This is a genomic window from Desulfuromonas carbonis (genome assembly GCF_054658035.1).
The window spans coordinates 1,872,791-1,892,335 of the sequence record NZ_BAAHXR010000003.1 but is presented as its reverse complement, the minus strand read 5'-3'; the positions used below and the strand labels follow the sequence as shown (position 1 = coordinate 1,892,335).

Annotated in this window: 15 protein-coding genes and 1 pseudogene; 8 read left to right on the top strand and 8 right to left on the bottom strand. The window is 62.5% G+C overall.

All coding sequences use genetic code 11. The features are described 5' to 3' along the window. Positions 1-34 precede the first annotated feature (34 nt). From ACYQ8E_RS15485 to tatA, 6 genes are all read left to right on the top strand, one after another. Positions 35-2,236, top strand: coding sequence for a molybdopterin-dependent oxidoreductase (locus ACYQ8E_RS15485; RefSeq protein ID WP_066724639.1), 2,202 nt, complete (start codon positions 35-37; stop codon positions 2,234-2,236). A gap of 28 nt (positions 2,237-2,264) precedes the next feature. After that, the gene (locus ACYQ8E_RS15480; RefSeq protein WP_066724636.1) at positions 2,265-2,819 is read left to right on the top strand and encodes a 4Fe-4S dicluster domain-containing protein; all 555 of its coding nucleotides are present in this window, start codon (positions 2,265-2,267) and stop codon (positions 2,817-2,819) included. A 10-nt stretch (positions 2,820-2,829) separates the two neighbouring features. Then, the gene (gene nrfD / locus ACYQ8E_RS15475; protein ID WP_066724633.1) at positions 2,830-3,975 is read left to right on the top strand and encodes an NrfD/PsrC family molybdoenzyme membrane anchor subunit; all 1,146 of its coding nucleotides are present in this window, start codon (positions 2,830-2,832) and stop codon (positions 3,973-3,975) included. A gap of 16 nt (positions 3,976-3,991) precedes the next feature. Next, positions 3,992-4,612, top strand: a complete 621-nt coding sequence (locus ACYQ8E_RS15470) for a TorD/DmsD family molecular chaperone (RefSeq protein ID WP_066724627.1) — start codon at positions 3,992-3,994, stop codon at positions 4,610-4,612. A 272-nt stretch (positions 4,613-4,884) separates the two neighbouring features. Beyond that, positions 4,885-6,267, top strand: coding sequence for a tetrathionate reductase family octaheme c-type cytochrome (locus tag ACYQ8E_RS15465; RefSeq protein WP_066724624.1), 1,383 nt, complete (start codon positions 4,885-4,887; stop codon positions 6,265-6,267). Between the two features lie 173 nt (positions 6,268-6,440). Beyond that, entirely contained in the window at positions 6,441-6,635 is a 195-nt protein-coding gene (gene tatA / locus ACYQ8E_RS15460; RefSeq protein WP_066724622.1) for a twin-arginine translocase TatA/TatE family subunit, read from the top strand. 31 nt (positions 6,636-6,666) lie between these two features. Here the strand turns inward: tatA and ACYQ8E_RS15455 are convergent, their stop codons facing one another. Next, the gene (locus tag ACYQ8E_RS15455) at positions 6,667-7,623 is read right to left on the bottom strand and encodes an IS1595 family transposase (protein ID WP_066723977.1); all 957 of its coding nucleotides are present in this window, start codon (positions 7,621-7,623) and stop codon (positions 6,667-6,669) included. Between the two features lie 194 nt (positions 7,624-7,817). Between ACYQ8E_RS15455 and mobAB the strand changes: the two genes are divergently transcribed. Next, positions 7,818-8,921: a bifunctional molybdenum cofactor guanylyltransferase MobA/molybdopterin-guanine dinucleotide biosynthesis adaptor protein MobB gene (gene mobAB, locus ACYQ8E_RS15450; RefSeq protein ID WP_459861367.1), complete on the top strand. Its 1,104-nt coding sequence runs from the start codon at positions 7,818-7,820 to the stop codon at positions 8,919-8,921. A 64-nt stretch (positions 8,922-8,985) separates the two neighbouring features. Then, positions 8,986-10,173: a molybdopterin molybdotransferase MoeA gene (locus tag ACYQ8E_RS15445; RefSeq protein ID WP_066724616.1), complete on the top strand. Its 1,188-nt coding sequence runs from the start codon at positions 8,986-8,988 to the stop codon at positions 10,171-10,173. Between the two features lie 90 nt (positions 10,174-10,263). Here the strand turns inward: ACYQ8E_RS15445 and ACYQ8E_RS15440 are convergent. The 7 genes and pseudogenes from ACYQ8E_RS15440 to ACYQ8E_RS15410 form a co-directional block, all read right to left on the bottom strand. Continuing rightward, a pseudogene (locus ACYQ8E_RS15440) lies at positions 10,264-10,488 on the bottom strand (DUF1003 domain-containing protein); the annotation flags it as partial. Between the two features lie 77 nt (positions 10,489-10,565). Beyond that, complete coding sequence (locus ACYQ8E_RS15435) at positions 10,566-11,975, bottom strand: AcvB/VirJ family lysyl-phosphatidylglycerol hydrolase (RefSeq protein WP_066724611.1); 1,410 nt, start codon at positions 11,973-11,975, stop codon at positions 10,566-10,568. After that, a complete protein-coding gene (mprF, locus tag ACYQ8E_RS15430) occupies positions 11,972-14,539 on the bottom strand; it encodes a bifunctional lysylphosphatidylglycerol flippase/synthetase MprF (protein ID WP_066724608.1) in 2,568 nt (855 codons plus the stop codon). The genes ACYQ8E_RS15435 and mprF overlap by 4 nt, the downstream gene beginning before the upstream one ends. 123 nt (positions 14,540-14,662) lie before the next feature. Continuing rightward, positions 14,663-17,080, bottom strand: coding sequence for a glucan 1,4-alpha-glucosidase (locus tag ACYQ8E_RS15425; protein WP_066724606.1), 2,418 nt, complete (start codon positions 17,078-17,080; stop codon positions 14,663-14,665). A gap of 26 nt (positions 17,081-17,106) precedes the next feature. Beyond that, on the bottom strand, positions 17,107-17,889 hold the full coding sequence (locus ACYQ8E_RS15420; RefSeq protein WP_066724603.1) for an SDR family oxidoreductase: 783 nt from the start codon (positions 17,887-17,889) through the stop codon (positions 17,107-17,109). A 10-nt stretch (positions 17,890-17,899) separates the two neighbouring features. Beyond that, positions 17,900-18,697, bottom strand: coding sequence for an MIP/aquaporin family protein (locus ACYQ8E_RS15415; RefSeq protein ID WP_082820171.1), 798 nt, complete (start codon positions 18,695-18,697; stop codon positions 17,900-17,902). Positions 18,698-18,822: 125 nt separating this feature from the next. Next, the gene (locus tag ACYQ8E_RS15410) at positions 18,823-19,473 is read right to left on the bottom strand and encodes a YiaD family glycine zipper/OmpA-like lipoprotein (RefSeq protein ID WP_066724598.1); all 651 of its coding nucleotides are present in this window, start codon (positions 19,471-19,473) and stop codon (positions 18,823-18,825) included. Between the last annotated feature and the right edge of the window lie 72 nt (positions 19,474-19,545).

The following is a 19,545-nucleotide window of genomic DNA, read 5'->3' as shown; positions in this document are numbered from 1 at the left end:
CAGATATGTTAATAATTGGAAAAGGAGCCTGAACGTGTCCAGTCTGTTCGATAAGAAACTGAACCGCCGGCGTTTCCTGGGACTCTCCTCCTGTGCCCTGGCCGGGGTTGCCGTCGGCTCGCAGGTCAAGGTACTGCGGGCCCTGGCCGAGACCGGCCAGATCGCACCCCCGACCGCCATGGTGACCAAGGATGTCTTCACCAGCTGCGGCATGTGCGTCAACAAGTGCGGCGTCATTGCCCGGGTGAAGGACGGGGTAATTCACAAGCTCGACCCCAACCCTCAGTTCATCAAGAGCCGCGGCATGCTCTGCGCCCGCGGCAACTCGGGGGTGAAGGTCACTTACGATCCCGATCGCCTCAAGTATCCCCTGATCCGGGTCGGCGCCCGGGGCGAAGGGAAATGGCGGCGGGCGAGCTGGGAGGAGGCCCTCGACCTGGTGGTGAAGAACATGAACGAGATCGCGGAGAAGTACAGCCGCGCCGGGATGATGTTCGCCTCCACCGAAGGGACCTTCCAGGAGCACTTCTTCCTGCAGCTGGCCGAGTGCTACGGCTCGCCCAACACCCTGCGCCACCCCACCCTCTGCCTGTCTTCCAACCTGCAGGGATTCGGCGCCACTTACGGCACCAGCCCGACGCCGGACGTCCTGAATGCCGACTACATCATCATGAGCGGCGCCAACCGCAGCGAGGCGCTGATCACCCCCGACTCCATCGACCTGCTCAAGGGGGACGGCGGCAAGCGCAAGCTGGTCTACCTCGACCCGCGCTTCACCAAGACCGCCGCCAAGGCCGACGAGTGGCTGGCGATCAAGCCGGGGACCGACATGGCCTTCATCCTGGCGATGCTCAACGTCATCGTCTTTGAGGAGCGCTACGACAAGAGCTTCGTCGCCGAGCGCACCGTCGGTTTTGACAAGCTCCTCCCCCATATCCAGCCCTACACCCCCGAATGGGCAGAGGCCGAGTGCGACATCCCGGCCGCCACCATCCGCCGCATCGCCCGCGAATTTGCCGCGGCAGCGCCGAAGGCGGTCTACTACCAGGGGCGGCGTTCTTCCTTCTTCGCCAACGACACCCAGATGCGCCGGGCGATGGCGATTCTCAACGCCGTGGTCGGCAACTGGGACGTCAAGGGGGGCATGGTGCCGAACCGCGGCATCAAGCTGCGTTCCCACGACTACCTCGCCCCCTGGTACGACGATATCCCCGACCGGCTCGACAAGGGGAGTGTCGCCTTTCTCTCCGAAAAGGACGGCTCCTGGCCGATCTTCCGCGACCGGGTCCTGGAAGGGAAGCCCTACCCGGTGAAGGGGATGATGATCTACAAGCAGAATGTCGTCTCCTCGGTGCCGAACCGCGCCAAGACCCTGAAGATGATGGAGCAGATGGATTTTATCTGCACCATCGACATCACCATGAGCGACACCGCCTGGTTCTCGGACGTCGTCCTCCCCGAAGCGACCTATCTCGAACGGCTCGATCCGCCCGAGGTACTTTCCGGCCTGGTGCCGGTGGTCGCCTTCCGCCAGCCGGCCATCGAGCCCCTCTTCGAGAGCAAGCCGAACCTCTGGATCATGCAGCAGCTTGCCAAGCGCCTCGGCGACGAGGTCTACGAGCAGTTCGACTTCACCATGGAAAAGCACATCGAGCATATGGTAAGCCACAACCCGCAGATCCTCACCGACCTGAAAAAAACCGGGGTCTACTTCATCGAGGGGGAACCGGTCTACGGTTCTACCCGCGGCCAGAGACTGAAGACGCCAAGCGGCAAGGTCGAGATCTATTCGGAGCGCTATGCCGAGAACGGCCTTGACCCGCTGCCGGTCTACCAGGCGCCGGCTGCGGCTCCCGGGGGGCGCTACCGGCTGGTGGTGGGGCGCCATGCCTACTTCACCCACGGCACCACCGCCAACAACCCTTACCTGCACGACCTCATGCCGGTCAACACCCTCTGGCTCCATCCCCGGGAAGCAGACCGCCTCGGACTGAAGAACGGACAGCTGGTCAAGGTGCGCAGCGGCGTCGGCGAAGAACAGCTGCCGCTGGAGGTCACCGAGAAGATCCGCCCCGACACCGTCTACATGGCCCACGGGTTTGGCGTCCTCTCTCGCGGCCTCAGCAATATCTACGGCAAGGGGGGCTGTGACGCCGCCCTGATCGAGGAGAAGACCTGTCCGATCTCGGGCAACGTCGCCATGCATGAAACTTTCGTCGAAATCCTGCCGGCCTGATCGGAGCCAAGGAGAAGGAGTCGCGACCATGAAGAACAAACGCTTCGCCATCGTGCTCGACACCCGGCGCTGCATCGACTGCAAGGCCTGCACGGTGGCCTGCAAGGCGGAAAACAGCGTCCCCCTCGGGCGTGACAACTATCGCAACTGGGTCACCGAGGAGCCGCTGCGCGGAAGCTACCCCAACCTCGGCCAGAACTTCGCCCCGGGCCAGTGTATGCAGTGCGCCAACACCCCCTGCAATCGGGTCTGCCCGACCCGGGCCACCGGCGTCAACCCGGACGGCATCGTCTTCGTCGAAGTCAAAAAATGCATCGGCTGCAAGTACTGCATGACCGCCTGCCCCTACAATGCCCGTTATTACAACGAGGAGACCGAGGCAGTCGACAAGTGCACCTTTTGCAGCCACCGGGTTTACCAGGGGCAGATTCCGGCCTGCGTCGAAACCTGCCCAACCAAGGTTCGGGTCTTCGGCGACCTCAACGACCCCGGCAGCGAAGTCTCCCGCCTGTTGGCCAAATACCCGACCCGGGTCATGAAGCCGGAGATGGGGACCAAGCCGTACCTCTTCTATATCATTTAAGGAGAACCTCATGCCTACGATAGCCAAACGGCCCGGCGAGTTGCTCTGGTTCGCCCTGCTCGGCGCAGGAATGATAGCGGGAGCCGCTGCCGTCGTCACCGTCCTGATCAAAGGGCACGGCGAGGTCTACAACCTGACCCGGGAAATCCCCTGGGGGATTCTCATTGCCACCTATGTCTTTTTCGTCGTCTCCAGTACCGGGCTCTGCCTGGTTTCGAGCCTCGGCGATGTCTGGGGCTTCGAAAAGTTCACGGTGATCGGCCGCCGCGGCCACCTGGTCGCGATCCTGACGCTGCTGACCGGCTTCGGCACCATCGCCATGGAGCTCAACCATCCGCTGCGGCTCGCGCTCTACGCCATCATCAGTCCCAATTTTCAATCGCCGATCTGGTGGATGGGGACTCTTTACGGCTTTTACATGTGCTGCCTGATCGTCGAGTTCACCTCGCTGATGCGGGGCTGGACCCGCACCGCCTTTATCTCCGGCCTGGCCGGTTTCTTTGCCGCCATCACCGCCCATTCCAACCTCGGTGCGGTCTTCGGTCTGCTCGAGGCGCGTCATTTCTGGTACGGATCGTTTCTGCCGATCTACTTTATCGTCTCTGCGCTCGCTTCGGGTGCGGCGCTGACCGCCCTGATCGTCTATTTCAATCACAAGGCCCGACACATCGACCTCTCTCCCCAGTACAAAGAGTTCATGTACACCATGGGCAAGCTCCAGGCCTTGTTCCTCGGCATCCTCCTCTTCTTCGTGATCTGGAAGTTGATCCCGGGGCTTTACGGCCAGCCGCCGGAGAAGTACGAAGCGACTATGGCGCTGTTGACCGGTCCGCTCGCCTTCAACTTCTGGTTCTTTGAAATGGCGCTCGGCATCCTGATCCCGCTGGCGATCGTCGCCAACCGCCGAACCCGTACCGTCTTCGGGGTCATGCTTGCCTCACTGCTCTCGACGATCGGCATCTTCTTCATGCGCTACGACCTGGTCATCGCCGGGCAGATGGTTCCGATGCGCGAAGCGGAAGGGAGCCCAAGCCTGCTCAGCTACGTGCCGTCCGTTGCAGAGATCGCCATTGTCGTCGGGGCGCTTGCGACCTGCCTCTTCCTTTACACTATGGCGGAAAAGTTCTTTGACCTCGAGGGCGGACACCGCCACTAGATAGAGGACCGGCAAAATGCTTCATGTCAGCCAGCGTCGACAGCTCTACGCCATGTTCAGCACCCTGTTCAGTTATCCCGACCGGGTTATACTGGAGCAACTGGTTTCCGGCCAGTTGCTCCAGCCGGCGCAGCTGCTGGATCAGGATGCCCAGCTGCCGAAGCTGGCCGGAGAGAATGACCTTGAAGCCTTGCAGGTCGCCTTTACCGATCTCTTCATCAACCGTCGCGGCGGGGTTCCGGCCCCGCCCTACGGATCGGTCTATCTCGATGCCGGCGAACAGCTGCATGGCCCCTCGACCGGGGAAGTCGCCCAGGCCTACCAGGCTGCAGGTTTAGTCTTTGAACAGAGTTCCACCGAACCCGCCGACTTTCTCGCTACCGAGCTTGAATTCCTTTATTTTCTGGTCGGCAAGGAAGAGCAGGGGTTCGAACGCCGTGACCTGCAGGCTGCTCAATCTGCCGTGATCCGGCAGGCCCGTTTTTTTCAGCGCCTGTTTGCACCCTGGATTCCTGAATTCTGCGGCCGCATTGCGGCAGAACCCTCAGCCCACCCCGTCTATGCCTGGGCTGCTGCCCGACTGGCCTGTTTTTGTGCCACTGAACAGGAATGGCTGACAAAGATCGCCCCGGAATAACCCCGAGGACCTGGCAGAACGCCCGTTAATGGACCGACTTTAGCCGTGGGCAAAGGCAGCGGGTTGGTCAGGTTGCGGCAAGTTTCGCAGCAGTATATTCGAAAATACATATTATTGGAAATGAACTACCCCGCAGCAAGCTACGGGGTATCAACAGCCTACACCCTTAGTAAAAATCGCGCAGCAAGCTGCGGGGAATTGAACCCAACTTTTGATTAAAAAGCAGTCAAGTTCACCCCACACCACCAATTTTTCGAACAAAGGAGCTCATCATGAACAGACCAAGCCGCAATTGGCAAATTACCCTGGTCGCGGTAGCCGCCGTCCTGCTGACAGCCCTGCCGGCCCTGGCGGTCGATCACTCCAAGCTGATCACCGGACCGATCGAAACGGGTTCAGACGCCACCAAGCAATGTCTCAAGTGTCACGACACCGAAGCCACCGCCATCATGCAGACCGCCCACTGGACCTGGACCCGCAAGCAGGTGATCAACGGCAAGGAGGTTGATCTCGGCAAGCTCAACGCCTTCAACAACTTCTGCACCTCGACCTCGACCAACCGGGTCCATTGCAGCGAGTGCCACATCGGTTACGGCTGGCGCGACAAGAGCTTCGACTTCAGCGACAAGACCAAGGTCGACTGTCTGGTCTGCCACGACACCACCGGCACCTACCACAAAGATGGCGACAATGCCGGTGAAGTTGAGAAGGAAGTCGATATCCTCAACATCGCCCAGAACGTCGGCAAGCCGGTCCGCTACAACTGCGGGACCTGCCACTTCTTCGGTGGCGGCGGCGACTCGGTCAAGCACGGCGACCTCGACTCCACCATGGAGTACCCCGACAAGAGCCTCGATGTCCACATGTCCCCCGACGGCCAGGACTTCGCCTGCCAGACCTGTCACGAGACAAGCAACCACCAGATTTCCGGCGCCAACATGGCGACTTCGGCCGACGGCAAGGGCGAATTCGGCTGTATCAACTGCCATGACGCGGCCCCCCACCGGCAGAGCCGTCTGAACCGGCACACTGCCACGGTCGCCTGCCAGACCTGCCACATCCCCGAATTTGCCCGCGAGCAGCCGACCCAGATGGACTGGGACTGGTCGACGGCCGGCCAGGACGTCAAGCTCTCCACCAAGGCCAACGTCACCTATCGCAAGACCATGGGGACCCTGACCTGGAAGAAGAACGTCGTTCCGACCTACGCCTGGTTCAACGGCAAGTCCGGCCTCTATCTGCGCGGTGAAAAGATCGACCCGACCCAGGTGACCCGGCTCACCTACCCCCTCGGCGACATCAAGGACGCCAGCGCCAAGATCTATCCCTTCAAGGTGCATACGGGGAAACAGATCTATGATTCGAAAAACAACATCCTGATTACCGCCCACATTTACGGCAAGGATGGCTTCTGGTCGACCTTCGACTGGGCCAGCGCGGCGAAAATCGGTATGACGTCGACCGGCCTCCCCTACAGTGGCGCATACGGCTTCGCCCCGACCGCCATGTACTGGCGCATCGACCACCAGGTCGCGCCCAAGGAGAAGGCCCTTAAGTGCCTCGACTGCCACGGCGACAACGGCCGCATGGACTGGAACGGCCTCGGCTTCGGTGGCGACCCGATTGACAACCCCCAATTCGCCCGCAAGCAGTAGCAACAGCAGACCTTGTCACACCAGGGAATGACGGTTCCCTGCCTCCTGGGGCCGGCTTCGGCCGGCCCCTTTTTTTAACCAGATAGCAGCAACGGCCCGATATTGTATACGTTTGCACTTTTCCCGGGAGGCGTGTATCATTCGCTCAACCCTTTGCTCAGGAGAGTCACGCCATGTTCGGTCTCGGAACCCAGGAACTGATTATCATCCTTGTCCTCGTGCTGGTTATTTTCGGAGCCGGCAAGCTCCCCCAGGTCGGCGGCGCGCTCGGCAAGAGTCTGCGTAACTTCAAGGAAGGGATCAAGGACGACGAAGAGGCGCAAAAAGAAGAGAAGACCGGGACGATTGAGGACAAGAAGGACGACTGACTCTAACGCTGCCCGACAAAAACTATCCTGATTAGGTCCAATTCTCAGCTCGGCGAAGCCAGGCCTCGGGCCGCTTGCCGATTGAGACACAGGCGAACAGCAGTCTTGGCAGCATGCTGCGCAGATCGAACCGCCGGTTGAACCGGTACTGAAACTCGGCCAGATAGCGATGCGCATATTTGTCGAAGTCAAACGCATGATACGTTCCGGCCATGGCCGTCTTAAGATTGCCCAGGATGGTGTTGATCCAGTGGAAGCAGCCCATGTCGGTACTTCTGCGTTGATCACCAACCACCTCTCGCTGATGGTAGCACCCAGTCTTGGTGACGGCGCGGAAGCAATTCAGGCCATCAGAAACGACCAGCGCCGTCGGTGCCAAGTGATTCTTGGCCCATTGATCAACGTCATGGCTGCTGAAGGTCGTCACCCGGCTAAAAACAGCTCGCAGCGGATGGCCCTCGTGACTGGTCTCCACTGCCGCAATGAAGGGAACTTTGTTCTCCGAACCGCGACCAACCTTACCGCCGGAGCGTTCCCCGCCCAAGTAGGCGTCGTCGATCTCGACCCGCTGGGCCAGAACCGTTGTCTCTTCGCGCTCGAACATCGCCTGCATGAGCTTGTGCTTGAGCCGCCAAGCCGCTTTGTAGCTCAAACCCAGCATTCGTCTCAACTCCAGCATCGACAGGCCGGACTTGCCTTGTGTCATGAAGTAGAGGGCCAGAAACCACTGGGTCAGCGGCAGATTGCTCCCATGGAAAATCGTTCCGGAGATCAGCGAGATCTGTTTGCGGCAGCGACAGCACTGGAAGATGTTCGACCGTCCTCGCCGAAACTGGACCGCGCGGCTTGCACCGCATGCTGGACAGACAAATCCTTGGGGCCAGCGCGAGTGCTCAAGGATCGCCTCGCATTGGGCCTCCGTACCATAGTCTTTGAGAAAATCAGCCAAGCTCAGCCCCGGTTGGAACTGGATACGATTGATGGCCATGGATGCTAACCTCCTTGTTATTCATGAGTTCCATGGCCAAACTCTATGCTCCCTGTGCGACAGAATGTGTCATAGCTGAGAATCAGACCTAATCAGGAAAACTATTGAGAACAAGACACGACACCCCGCCAATCGGATTCCTGCGGGGTGTCTCATTTTGAGCGCGAAGGTCCGGCGCTCAGTGTGGACGACCGATGCAGGATTCCCCCAAAGAGAGATATCACGATGTCACCGGCGTGTTGCTGGCCGGGGGCAAGAGCCGGCGCATGGGCCGCGACAAGGCGTTGCTGGAGCTGCAGGGTGAGCCCCTGTTCGAGCGCGCCCTCGCCCTGTTGCAGGATTACTTCCCCCGGGTGCTGATCGCCGGCGACCGCCCCGATCTCGCCCGGCCGGAGGTTCCGGCGCTCGCCGACCACTATCCCGGCAGCGCGCTGGGCGGAATCCACACCGGGCTGCGCGCCGCGGCCACCGAATGGATCTTCGTTGTTCCCTGCGACATGCCCTTTCCCGACCAACGGATCGTCGAGGCGCTATTGCGTCTCCGCCCGGGCGCCGATGCCGTGGTGCCGCGCACGGCCCACGGCTACGAGCCGGTTTTCGCGCTCTACCACAAGAACTGCCTGGCGTTGATGGAAGCGCAGCTGAACCAGGGACGCTTCCGAATCAACGAACTCTATACACAGCTGCGCCTCAACGTCCTCGACGGAGAGCAATTGCCGCCGGGTTGGCAGCGCAGTTTGACCAATCTCAACACCCCGGAGCAGTACACCCGGGCCCAGGAGGAACGGATGACCCCACCGGTTGTCTCCATTGTCGCCAAAAGCGGCACCGGCAAAACGACCCTGCTGGAGAAACTGATCACCGAGCTGAAAGCCCGCGGTTACCGGGTCGGCGCGATCAAGCATGACGCCCACAGTTTCAGCATCGATCACGAGGGGAAGGATTCCTGGCGCCTGACCCGGGCCGGCGCCGACACCATGCTGATCACCTCCCCAGCCCAGATCGCCATGGTCAAACAGAACCCGCCGGGGGCGGAGCCGTCCCTGGCGGAAACCATCGCCACCTATTGCAGTGGCCTCGACATCGTCCTCACCGAGGGCTTCAAGCGCAACGCGATGCCAAAGATCGAGGTCCACCGCCAGGCCTGTGGCGAGCCCCTGCTCTGCCGCGGCGAGGCGCACGATCCGCAGCTCTTCGCGGTAGCCAGCGACCAGCCTCTCGAACTCGACGTCCCGGTTCTTGACCTCAACGATGCCCGCGGCCTCGTCGACCTGATCGTCGCCCGCTTCCTGGCCTGAACCACCGCGAGTCCGGTTCCGGGGACAGACCCGGTTCCTCTGACCTTTTGCACTGGAGATCGAAATGCTCAACTATGACGCTGCGCTCGAGATGGTTTTGCAGACCGTCCAGCCGCTGCCGCCGCTGGAACTGCCTCTGAACCAGGCGGTCGGAAGTGTGCTGGCAGAAGGGATTTTGGCGCGCTGGGATCTGCCCCCGGCCGACAATTCGGCCATGGACGGCTATGCCTTTGCCTTTGCCGGGCAAGAGGCAGGCGCCACCCTGAAGCTGGTCGGGAGCAGTTTTGCCGGACACCCGCACCCGGGCACGATTGCTCCCGGTGAAATCATCCAGATCACCACCGGCGCGCCCCTGCCGGCGGGGACCGACACCGTGGTGCCGCTGGAGGAGACGACGCAGCAGGAGAACCTGGTCTGCTTGACGCGGCAACCAAAACCCGAGCAACACGTTCGCCGCCGCGGCGAGGAGTTTCACAAGGGGGACCAGCTGCTGGCGGCCGGCACCAGCCTGGCGGCGGGCGCAATCGCCCTGCTCGCTTCAGCTGGCATCACCCGGGTGCGCACCTATCCGCGGCCCCGCGTCGCCATCCTTTCCACCGGGGACGAGTTGGTTGAGCTGGGGGAAACCCCGGGACCCGGCCAGATCGTCAACTCCAACCTGCACCTGCTGGTAGCGCGGCTGAAGGAACTCGGCTGTGACCCCCTCCCCCTCGGCATCGCCCGCGACACCCCCGATGGTCTTGAGAACGCGATCCGCTCCGGTCTCCAGGCCGACCTCTTTCTCTCCACCGGCGGTGTTTCGGTGGGCGAAAAAGACCATGTCCAGGCGAGCCTGAACCGCCACGGTTTCCAGCGCCGCTTCTGGAAAGTTGCGATCAAACCCGGGAAACCGGTTCTTTTCGGCACCATCGGGACGACCCCGGTCTTCGGTCTCCCCGGCAATCCCGCGGCCACCGCCGCCACCTTCGAGCTCTTTGTCAAACCGGCACTGCGCAAACTTGCCGGCGAAGCCGAAGCCCGGCCCGTTACCCGCAAGGCGAGACTGACCGCCGCCGTCAAGGGAGGCGGAAACCGCCAGGCCTTTCTCTGGTGTCATCTCGACTGGGATGGGGAGGAGTACCAGGTGAGTGTTTCCGGTCGCCAGGGCTCGGGTCAAAACCGCAGCATTCAGGGTGCTAACGCCCTGCTGGCCCTTCCGCCCGGGACCGATTCGCTGTCCGCCGGGGAACGGGTGGAAGTTTTGGTGCTGTAACAGGCTGGTTCCCAAATAAAATTAACGCCCCCCGGACAAAATGTTCGGGGGGCGTTTGCGTTGGGTCGACTGCGAGGGGAAATCTCCCCCCTAGTGCCTGGCCCGAACCTCGTTGATCAGTTCCAGCTGGATATCCTGGACCTCGACCAGTCGTTCCCATTGGTGGGAGAAGAGATGGTCGAGTTTCTGGTGCAGGTGACGAATTTCGAGCTCGGCCTTCAGGTTAATCTGGCAATCGCGCTGAGCATGGAGCCGGTCGCGGGTTTCCTGACGGCCCTGGCTCATCATGATGACCGGCGCCTGAAGGGCGGCGATGATTTTCTGGTCATGGGGCACCTTCCTTTGTAGGAGTTGCGGAATGTTTCAACACCCGGGCAAGAAGAGAAGTCTCTTTACTGGCCGGATTGAGCCGCAGTGAAGATCAACTCGACGAGCCGGACATAATCATTATTGAAATGGTGACCTCCGCCCAGTGCCAGGGGCTGGAGCCCGACGTCTCCCGGAGGGAGGTCGCGGCAGAGGGTCTCCTGCTCTTCCTCACCGTAGAGACAGAGCACTTTTGTCCCCTTCAGCTTCGCCAGTTCCGGAGCGATCGGCAATTCTGCCGGGTTCTTCCCTCCCAGCCAGTCGTTGAGGTGGAATTCGAAACTGGCATTCCGGCCGGGGGCGAGTAACGCAACGACCGCGACCCGTTGCTGCAGATCCTTTGGCAACCTTGCGAGCATGAACGGAAGCACGTCGGCCCCAAATGAATAGCCAATTAGCACCACCTTCTGACAGTTCCAGTCAGCAAGGTAGTGCCGCAGGAGACGGACCAGATCCCGGGTCGCCGTCTCCGGGGTGCGGGGTGTCCAGAAATATTGCAGGCTGTTCAGACCAACCACGGCAATCCCCCTGGCGGCCAGACGCTCCCCGACCTCCCGATCGATGGAAGCCCAGCCACCGTCTCCACTGAGGAGAACGGCCAGCAGGCCGGTAGCCGCACCCTGCGCCGGGAGTTCGACCACCGGCAGGTCGCTGAGACTGCCCGCATCCGGCGGCGCGGCTGATCCAGGCACCTCATTCCGCACCAACCGAGCAAAAGCATCCCGGAACTGGGGCAGCCAGTTCTGCTGAACCGCAAAACCATGCCCAACCCTGGGCAGGAGGACCAACTCACCGCCGCGGACCTGCTTGACAAAAGTTGCTACGTTCTCGGCAGCGCAGGTCTGGTCGCTCGCCCCCTGAAAGGCGATCCAGGGAACTGCCAAGGTCGTGGCAGGAAGAAATTGGTATCCCGGAGCTTTGGGGTAGGGCTCACTCTTAAGTCCATTCCCGACACAGAAGGGTTTGTTCAGCGGCAGGTCCGGGCAGAACCCCATAGAGATGGCGCCGCGAAACGTGGTTGGAGGCGCCTGTGCCAGCAGGCCATAGACCAGAGTAGCCCCCGAGGAATAACCGACCAGTACCGGCGTGCGATACCGATCAAAACCGAGCTTTTTCTGGACAAACTTTGACAGGTTTTCAAAATCTGCAGCGGGATAGGAGCAAGTTTGATTCCTTTTGGCGAGTTGCCGCAGATAGTGAGTGACATCGATACCGACCACCAGAGCGTCGAGACCAGCCAGACTGCGCGCCATATCGACAACTCCCAGGTTCCACCCGCCGTCGCCGGAAACAAAGAGAACAACGTGGCTCGGCTGGGGGCGGTTTTGATAAAGGGTCAGTGTGCCAAAAGGACCGTATTGAAGAGTTTTCTCTCCGCCGAGAGCGGTGGCGGCATAGAGCAAAAAAACGATGACAGGCAATACCAACCTACTCATTTGCTGACAACTCCTTTAAGTCCACCACTGATCAGCGCCGCGACATTGAGGAATATTTTTGGCAGCGCCAGGCCTCCGGGGCAGGCAAGATAGCGCGGCTCCCAGACCGGATTAAACTTCTCCTTGTACTCGCGCAGGCCCTCGAAGTTGTAGAAGTGTTCCCCATGCTGGAAGATGACCGCGCCGAGCCGGTTCCAGAGCGGAGCGAAAGGGCGGTTTTCCATGCCGGAGAGCGGCGCCATGCCGAGATCGAAGTGCTGATAGCCCGCTTCCTGTCCCCACAACAGCAGACAGATAAAGAGGTATTCCATGACGCCGCTCGGTGCGGCCGAAGCGAAGCGCATCAAGTCAATGGAAAGTTCCTGGTGATCGGCGCCCGGCCAGAGGTTGGCAAAGGCGATCACCGCTCCCTGGCGCCGGACCACGGCAACCGGAAAATTCAACAGGTAGTCCTCATCGAACCGTCCCAGGGAAAATCCCTTCTCCCGGGTCTTCTTCGCCGCCAGCCAGGCGTCGGAGATCTGCCGCAGCTCCGGTAGCAGCGTGGGCACTCCCGTCGCCGGCACCACCTCGAACTCACACCCTTCCCGGGTCAGGCGCCGGTAGGTATAGCGCAGTCCCTTGCTTGCGGACCCTTCCAGGGAAAAGTCGACCAGCGGCACCCGGGCCACTTCCCCGAGTTTGAGGAGGGTCAGCCCCATGTCGAGATAAACCGGCAGCATGGCGGTCCCGACCTCGTAAAAGACCGGTTCGCCACCATGCCGTTCGACCAACTCGCGGAATTCCCAGGCCAGTTCGGCGGCCCCGTCCGGGGCCCCGATCGGGTCCCCCAGTGCGACCCAGGAACTCCCCTCCACCCCGTACATGACAAACCCCGGCGCCGCCTCATGAAAAAGAAGTGCTTTGTCGCCAAGCAGGGCTAGGTTGGCCAGGGTCTCCGGCGCCTGGCGAATAACCTCCCGGGCACGAGCGATCTCCGCCGGACCGGGGCGATCCGGGTCCCGGGACGCCGGCCGCAACAGGCGGGTCACGGCCAGCACCAGCAACAGGGTGCTGGCGCCGACCGCCGCCCGCAGGAACCGCGGCGCATCCCCAAGCAGGGCGAAATGCCACCAGAGCTCCTGGCGATAGGCGACATGTTTGTAGGCAAAGATTCCGAGCCAGACCGAACTCGCCAGAATCAGCAGGACCGTCACCCCCCAGCCAACGCTGAAGGGCTCACTGAAGAGGGAGGCCTTGCGGTAGAAGTGGCGGCGACAGGGGAGGAGCGCCGCCAGCATCAGCCCGAGGAGCAGGGCTTCTTCGTAATCGCCACCCTTCAACAGTGACAACAGGCTGCCAACGCCGAGCAGGACGGCAGCCAACAGGTAGGCAGCATCGAGCCGCCGTTGCAGCCCGCGCGCCAGCAGCAGCAGGCAGACTCCGACCAGACTGCCAAAAAAGTGGGAGAGTTCGATGACCGGCAGCGGGACCATCTCCTTGAGCCAGTGCAAACGCCCGGGCAGCGCCGGGGTCGCCCCGGAAAAGAGCAGCACCGCGCCGCTGACCAGAGTGGCCGCCGCCAGCAGCTGCGGCATCAGGGCGCTCCCCCAACGCCCTGCCAGAAGCACCGCCTGCCCGATCAGGCGCCGACGCTGCAGCAGTTCATTGCCGGCCAGCAGCAGGGTCGCCAGGGCGAGGGGGAGCAGGTAATAAATCCCCCGGTAGACCAGCATCGCCCCAAGCAATGTCGCGGGGGGAATCCCCGGCGCCGAGAGGAGAATCATCGACTCGAAGACGCCGAGGCCACCGGGGACATGGCTGATCAGGGCGACGACCTGGGCGAGCAGAAAAATGCCCAAAAACTGCCAGAAGCTGAGGGGAGAGGCGGCGGGGAGCAGGACAAAGAGGACACTTCCGGCCAGGAGCCAGTCGAGGGACCCGACCAGAAGTTGCCCCGCGGCCAGACGCAGGGACGGTAGTGGCAGCTCCCAGCTGCGGAACCGGAACGGCTCCTTGCGCCAGGCGACGGTAGCAAGGTAACCGGCCACCAGGGCGATGAACAGCAGGCCGAGGGGCCAGCTCGATGCGAAAGGGAGCTTTTCGGTCAGCGGCAACGCCACCGGCAGGGCGACGAAGATCCCGCCGGCAACGGTAATGATCCCGAGCCAGAAGGTCAGGGTGGTGAAGGCGACCAGACGGGCGATCTCTTCCGCCGACAGCTCCCAGGCCGAATAGAGCCGGTAGCGGATCGACCCCGACGTCAGCAGCGAGAGACCGATGGTATTGCTGAAGGCGTAGCTGACAAACGCGGCCAGGGTCACCTTCCCCGGTGGCAGCGGATGCCGGACATAGCGCAGCGCCAGCCGGTCGTAGCCGGTCATGACCAGGTAGCTCAGCACGGTCAGCCCCAGCGCGGCAAAGATCCGGCGTCCGGGGATAGCGCGAAGCTGAACGAGAACGTGCTGGTAGTGAATCTGGCGCAGGACATCATGCAACACCCAGAGCGCCACCGCGAACAGGATCAGGGCGAGGAGCGGGAGCAGGCGATGCGCGAGGGCGGATTTTTGGTGGACCGGGGACATTCTGGTTCAGTCCTCCCTTTCAGGCAATGGAACGGTCGGAAACAATGACTAGTGCAGTGCCGACCCCATTGGCGCCACTGCACACCGGAGGCAGCTCGGGGTGCCTCCGACCGAACAGGAATTTCAACCGCCGTCAGGCCGCGCTTCGATCCGGATCATGAAGTCGGTCCCTTCCCAGTTTCCCGTATCAGGCCAGTAGAGGGTAAACAAGATGGCTGTTCCCGCCGGCAGGGCGGCGGTCGGCAAATCGGCCAGATGGATCCCCAACCCGCCATCCCGGGTCCTGGCATCCGCGGTGGTCGCCCAGGCGTCCTGACTCCAGTGAACGACCGCAGCCGCCAGCGTCTCGATGCGCAGCGTCCGCCCGACCGGCAGGGTGCGCAGCTTGTGATTGAAGCGCCACACCGCATGGCCGGCAGTGGTTTTGTCGACCAGATAGCGCTGGACCGTCTGCGGCGGCAGATCGAAAACGGCCCCGTCGTGCAGGGAGCGCAGCAGCTTGAGGTATTCGGCGTGCGCCCAGACCAGCGGCATGGCCGAACCGGAAGGGCGCCCGAACCAGAGTTCGCGCTCCGCCAGATCGGGCGCGTCCCAGACCTGCTCCGGAAGCAGGCCTTCGGCGCCGGCAAACGATTCCAGGGCCACCTGTAACCGCCGGGCCTCGGATTCGCGTCCTGCCGCCAGTTCGAAATGGGCCCGTTCGCCGGTCAGAAGCGGCCAGGCGCGGCCGATGCCGGTTCCGTCGAAGGGCGCGCCGTCCGCATGCTCGCCGTAGCCGTCGCCATTATAACGATGCCAGACCGGACCCTGCTTCGTCTCGGTCCGGAGCAACGCATCGACGACCTTGACCGTATCGAGGATGCGCGGATCATCAGCGCGCCGCAGCCCGAAGCGGACCAGCGCCAGGGCGTCGGGGCTGATCAGGTGACAGGCAGGACTTTCGGCCTGATCGGGAGCGACGTTCTTGACCGGGATGCTCTGCTGAAAGCGCGACACACCGTCTTCACTCTCGACCGGAGCGATGCGTACGTAATAACCGGCCACCTCAAATTGCCGGCACCAGTCGGTATCGGTGACGTACATCCAGTGATCGATCGCCGCGTACCAGACATCGGCAGTCTCGCGCAGGTAGCCGGCAATGGCCGCTTCCTGCTGCAGCTCGGCCAGTTCCGCCGCCGCCAGCAGGGCGGCGATCTCTGCGGCGATGGTGAAGGGCGAATAACCGGGGTCTTCCTCCCAGCGGTCCTGCATGCTGACCGGCCCGCAGCGTATCAGGTAGGCGACGGCGGCACGAACCATCGGCCAGAAGCGCGCCACCGCCTCAGCGCTCAACGCCTCTTCGCGCCGGGCCAGGTCGACCAGGAGGACCGGCAGGGCGGTCTCGTCCATCTGGATGCCATTCCAGTAGGGGGACCCGTCAAGCCACATATTCTGCGCCCAGTGGCCGTCCGCTTCCTGGGTGGCCTGCAAAAAAGCAAGGACCCGACGCACCTCGGCCGCAGCTCCAGCCGCCAGCAGCCCGCCTGCCGACTCCACCAGATCGCGCGGCCAGGCGAGGTGATAGCCGCCGAGGTCGTTGTCGCCCTTGCTGAAGCCCCAGGGGATCGATAGGCTGGCAATCAGCCCGCCGGGAAAATTACCGGACTCATGGAGGGCCACCACGGCGGTACTGACCCGGTAGAGGTTCTGCTCTCCTCCCTCCGGGTCGAGGGGAAGGAGCTCTTTTTGCCAGTTCTGCCAGCCTTTGCCATAGTCCGCCTGCGCCGCCGCGAAGCCACTCTGCAACGCGGCCCGGGCACGATTACCGGCCTCGGCGCAGTTGCTACCAAAACCGAGGACGATCAGACATTCGCCACTCCCGACAGCCAGATCGAGTTCGGCAGCGAGAGCGACATTACCGTTTTTGGCCCGAGTGTAGTCCCAGGTCATGCGGTTGTGAGCGAGCAGGTCCTGCCAACCGTCCGAAACCCCGACAAAGCCAACCGAACGCTGCAACCAGGGGACGGAGCAGGCGAGCGCAAGGGCGATACCGTCCTGATCGGCGAAGAGCATCGGCAGCCCCTTGTAGTCCCCGAGCCAGGCGTTGTTACCGCCCCCCTGGTTGCCGAGGTGCGGCGCCAGCACCAGGTGCAGGCGATAATCCTCAATCTTGCCCTGCTCGGCGATGAAGCGGGTCCGTTGCAGTATCGCGTCCCGATGCGGGTCGGCGAGAATCTCCTTTTCAATGCGGTAACGCCCCTGGCGGCAGCGATTTACGACGGCAAAGGCCGGGACACCCGGAGCCAGCCAGGTGACCGTGGAGTCGGCGTCGCGTTTTTCTTCTGACAGGAAGTCGGTGCCGGCGGTGACGATCATCCCACAGTCGCGCACGCAGGCCTGATCGATACGCGGATAATAGATTTCATTGAAGATGCCGTGACTGAGGGTGAACCAGACCCGGCTCTGACTCCCGAGGGCGGTACCGACCCCCGACTTGGCGCTGGAGGTCCAGCGTGCCGGGATCCCCGGCCAGCCCGGGGCGTAACGTTCAAGACTTTTCATCGCATTCCCTTTCAGTGTTGGCCGGGTCACCCGCCATGGGCGAAGTCGGGATAGTCGGTCATCCCGCCATCGACAAAAACGGTGCAGCCGGTCACGTAGGAAGCAACCTCAGAGACCAGCACTACGACCATCTGCGCAATCTCGGCAGGCTCGCCGATCCGTTGCAGCGGAATCTTCTCCTGCAGATCCTGCAGACTCTGCGGATCGCTCCAGACCGGACGATTGATCGGCGTCTTGATCGCGCCCGGCGCGACCGCCAGCACCCGTACCCCGAAGGGGGCAGCCTCCTGGGCCAGGGTCTTGGTCAACATGCCGACCGCCGCCTTGCTGGCGGCATAGGCGCTGTAACCGGACCAGGCGATCTCTTCGTGCACCGAGCTGAGGTTGAGCACCACCCCGCTCTTTTGCTTCACCATCCGCCGCGATGCTTCACGCGCACAGCAGAAGGCACCGACAAGGTTCACGTCGATCACCTTGCGCCAGGCAGCGATATCGGCCTCCCAACTCAGGGCGCGGGCGCCATCGATACCGGCGTTGTTGACGAGAATGTCGATCCCGCCCCAGGCGGCATCGATGGTAGCGAACATGGCGGCAACCGCGCCGGGGTCGGCGACATCGGCCTGAACTGCCAGGGCGCTGCCGCCCCCCCTCTCGATCTGTGCCACCAGTTGCTCTGCCGCTGCCGGATCGGCGACATAGTTGATCGCCACCCGGGCTCCAGCTTCGCCCAGGGCCAGTGCGATCGCCGCGCCGATACCCGAGTTGCCACCGGTAACGAGAGCCCGTTTGCCATCAAGTCTGATGTTCATGGTTGTCCTTTCATTTCTGCTGCCGAGGATGATGTCTGGGGTGAAATACGCCGTAACGGTCATGGCCGAAATGGTAGAGCTTGGCGACTTCGATCTGCAACCGATCAAAACCGGACAAGTGGAAGGCGGCCACCCCCAGCAACGTCCCCAGCAGGGGCCCGAGCCAATAGATCCACCACCCCTGCCAGGCGCCGGAGATGACGGCGGGACCAAGGCTGCGCGCCGGATTGGTGCTGGTGCCGGACATTGGTGCTTCAAGGAAAACCATGACCGCGTAGAGGAAGGGGAAGAGTGCAGGGGTGAAGGGTCGCAGCGAGGGATGCCGCAGGAAGCTGAACAAACCGGTGATGAGGAAGAAGGTGGTCACGACCTCCCCGAGCAACGCTGCCCAGATGCCGTAGCCAGCGCCGGGAAGCGTCGCCCCGAAAGCGACACTGCGACCCATGCGCCCCCAGAGGAGCAACGGCCAGGCGCCGAGCAGGGCACCGGTCAACTGCGCCAGGAGATAACCGAGGGCATCCCAGCCGCGCAACTTCTTCATCAGCCAGAATGCCAGGGTGACGGCCGGGTTGATGTGTGCGCCGCTCTCCCGGCCGAGGGGCGAAAGGGCAATCAGGGCGCCGGTGGTGCCGAACAGGAACCCGGTGAGGAGTCGGCGGTCGCCGGGATCCGGTAGCCAGCCGACCACCGGGCTCCCCGCACCAAAATTGAGGATGACCAGCGACAGGCCGATACCGACCAGCAATGCCGTGCCGAGAAACTCTGCGCCGAACAACAGCCAGGGGACTGGTCGGCCAGGATCTTCCATAGGGAGCTACCCTCAGGCACCGGGCATATTTACCAAACTCTTCTTCACCCGGGCCGAGCAAAACCCTCCGGCCAACGGCCGGAGGGTTCGCGCGATTGCGGTTGAAACTTGCCGCATCAATTTAATTATTGCTGCGGGGCGATGGTGATCTCCACCCGGCGGTTCAGCTGGCGACCGGCCTCGGTGTTGTTGTCGGCAATCGGCCGGCTCTCGCCATAGCCGATCGTGGTCAGGCGCGCCGGGTTGACGCCCTGGCCAGCGAGGGAGTTCATCACCACCTGGGCGCGACGTTCGGAGAGCTGCTGGTTGTAGGCCTCGGCGCCGCTGCTGTCGGTATGGCCGGCGATCAGGATGTTGGTCTGCGGATACTGGACCAGGACCTGGGCGACCCGGGAAATTTCATCGTAGGCGCCCGGCTTGAGCTGGGCCGAATCGAGGTCGAACAAGAAGTCGGACTTGAAGGTGATCGCCAGCAGGTTGGCATTGCGTTGCACGTTGGCCGCTTCGACGCCGGCCAGTTGCTGGCGCATCGCCGCCTCCTGGTTATCCATATACTTGCCGATCGATCCTCCGGCGAGGCCACCGACGACCGCACCGATTCCAGCGCCGATCAGGGTCGACTTGGTGTTGCCGCCGATCGCCTGGCCTAGCCCGGCACCAGCCGCCGCGCCGACGCCGGTGCCGATCATGGCCCCCTGCCCGGTTTTGGTCTGGGGCGCCGTGCAACCGAGAGCCAGGATCGCCGCAATTCCAATGCTCACTATGAGCCTGTTCATACCGTGTTGTCTCCTTCCGGGTTGAGACCGGCAATAGCCGGTGTCGTGGTTTAAACTTCCATATCAAACGGT

Excerpts from the sequence above, each read along its gene's own strand:
- ACYQ8E_RS15480 (WP_066724636.1), top strand. The coding sequence starts at position 2,265 with ATGAAGAACAAACGCTTCGCCATCGTGCTCGACACCCGGCGCTGCATC.
- nrfD (WP_066724633.1), top strand. The coding sequence starts at position 2,830 with ATGCCTACGATAGCCAAACGGCCCGGCGAGTTGCTCTGGTTCGCCCTG.
- ACYQ8E_RS15470 (WP_066724627.1), top strand. The coding sequence starts at position 3,992 with ATGCTTCATGTCAGCCAGCGTCGACAGCTCTACGCCATGTTCAGCACC.
- ACYQ8E_RS15465 (WP_066724624.1), top strand. The coding sequence starts at position 4,885 with ATGAACAGACCAAGCCGCAATTGGCAAATTACCCTGGTCGCGGTAGCC.
- tatA (WP_066724622.1), top strand. The coding sequence starts at position 6,441 with ATGTTCGGTCTCGGAACCCAGGAACTGATTATCATCCTTGTCCTCGTG.
- ACYQ8E_RS15455 (WP_066723977.1), bottom strand. The coding sequence starts at position 7,623 with ATGGCCATCAATCGTATCCAGTTCCAACCGGGGCTGAGCTTGGCTGAT.
- mobAB (WP_459861367.1), top strand. The coding sequence starts at position 7,818 with ATGCAGGATTCCCCCAAAGAGAGATATCACGATGTCACCGGCGTGTTG.
- ACYQ8E_RS15445 (WP_066724616.1), top strand. The coding sequence starts at position 8,986 with ATGCTCAACTATGACGCTGCGCTCGAGATGGTTTTGCAGACCGTCCAG.
- ACYQ8E_RS15435 (WP_066724611.1), bottom strand. The coding sequence starts at position 11,975 with ATGAGTAGGTTGGTATTGCCTGTCATCGTTTTTTTGCTCTATGCCGCC.
- mprF (WP_066724608.1), bottom strand. The coding sequence starts at position 14,539 with ATGTCCCCGGTCCACCAAAAATCCGCCCTCGCGCATCGCCTGCTCCCG.
- ACYQ8E_RS15425 (WP_066724606.1), bottom strand. The coding sequence starts at position 17,080 with ATGAAAAGTCTTGAACGTTACGCCCCGGGCTGGCCGGGGATCCCGGCA.
- ACYQ8E_RS15420 (WP_066724603.1), bottom strand. The coding sequence starts at position 17,889 with ATGAACATCAGACTTGATGGCAAACGGGCTCTCGTTACCGGTGGCAAC.
- ACYQ8E_RS15415 (WP_082820171.1), bottom strand. The coding sequence starts at position 18,697 with ATGGAAGATCCTGGCCGACCAGTCCCCTGGCTGTTGTTCGGCGCAGAG.
- ACYQ8E_RS15410 (WP_066724598.1), bottom strand. The coding sequence starts at position 19,473 with ATGAACAGGCTCATAGTGAGCATTGGAATTGCGGCGATCCTGGCTCTC.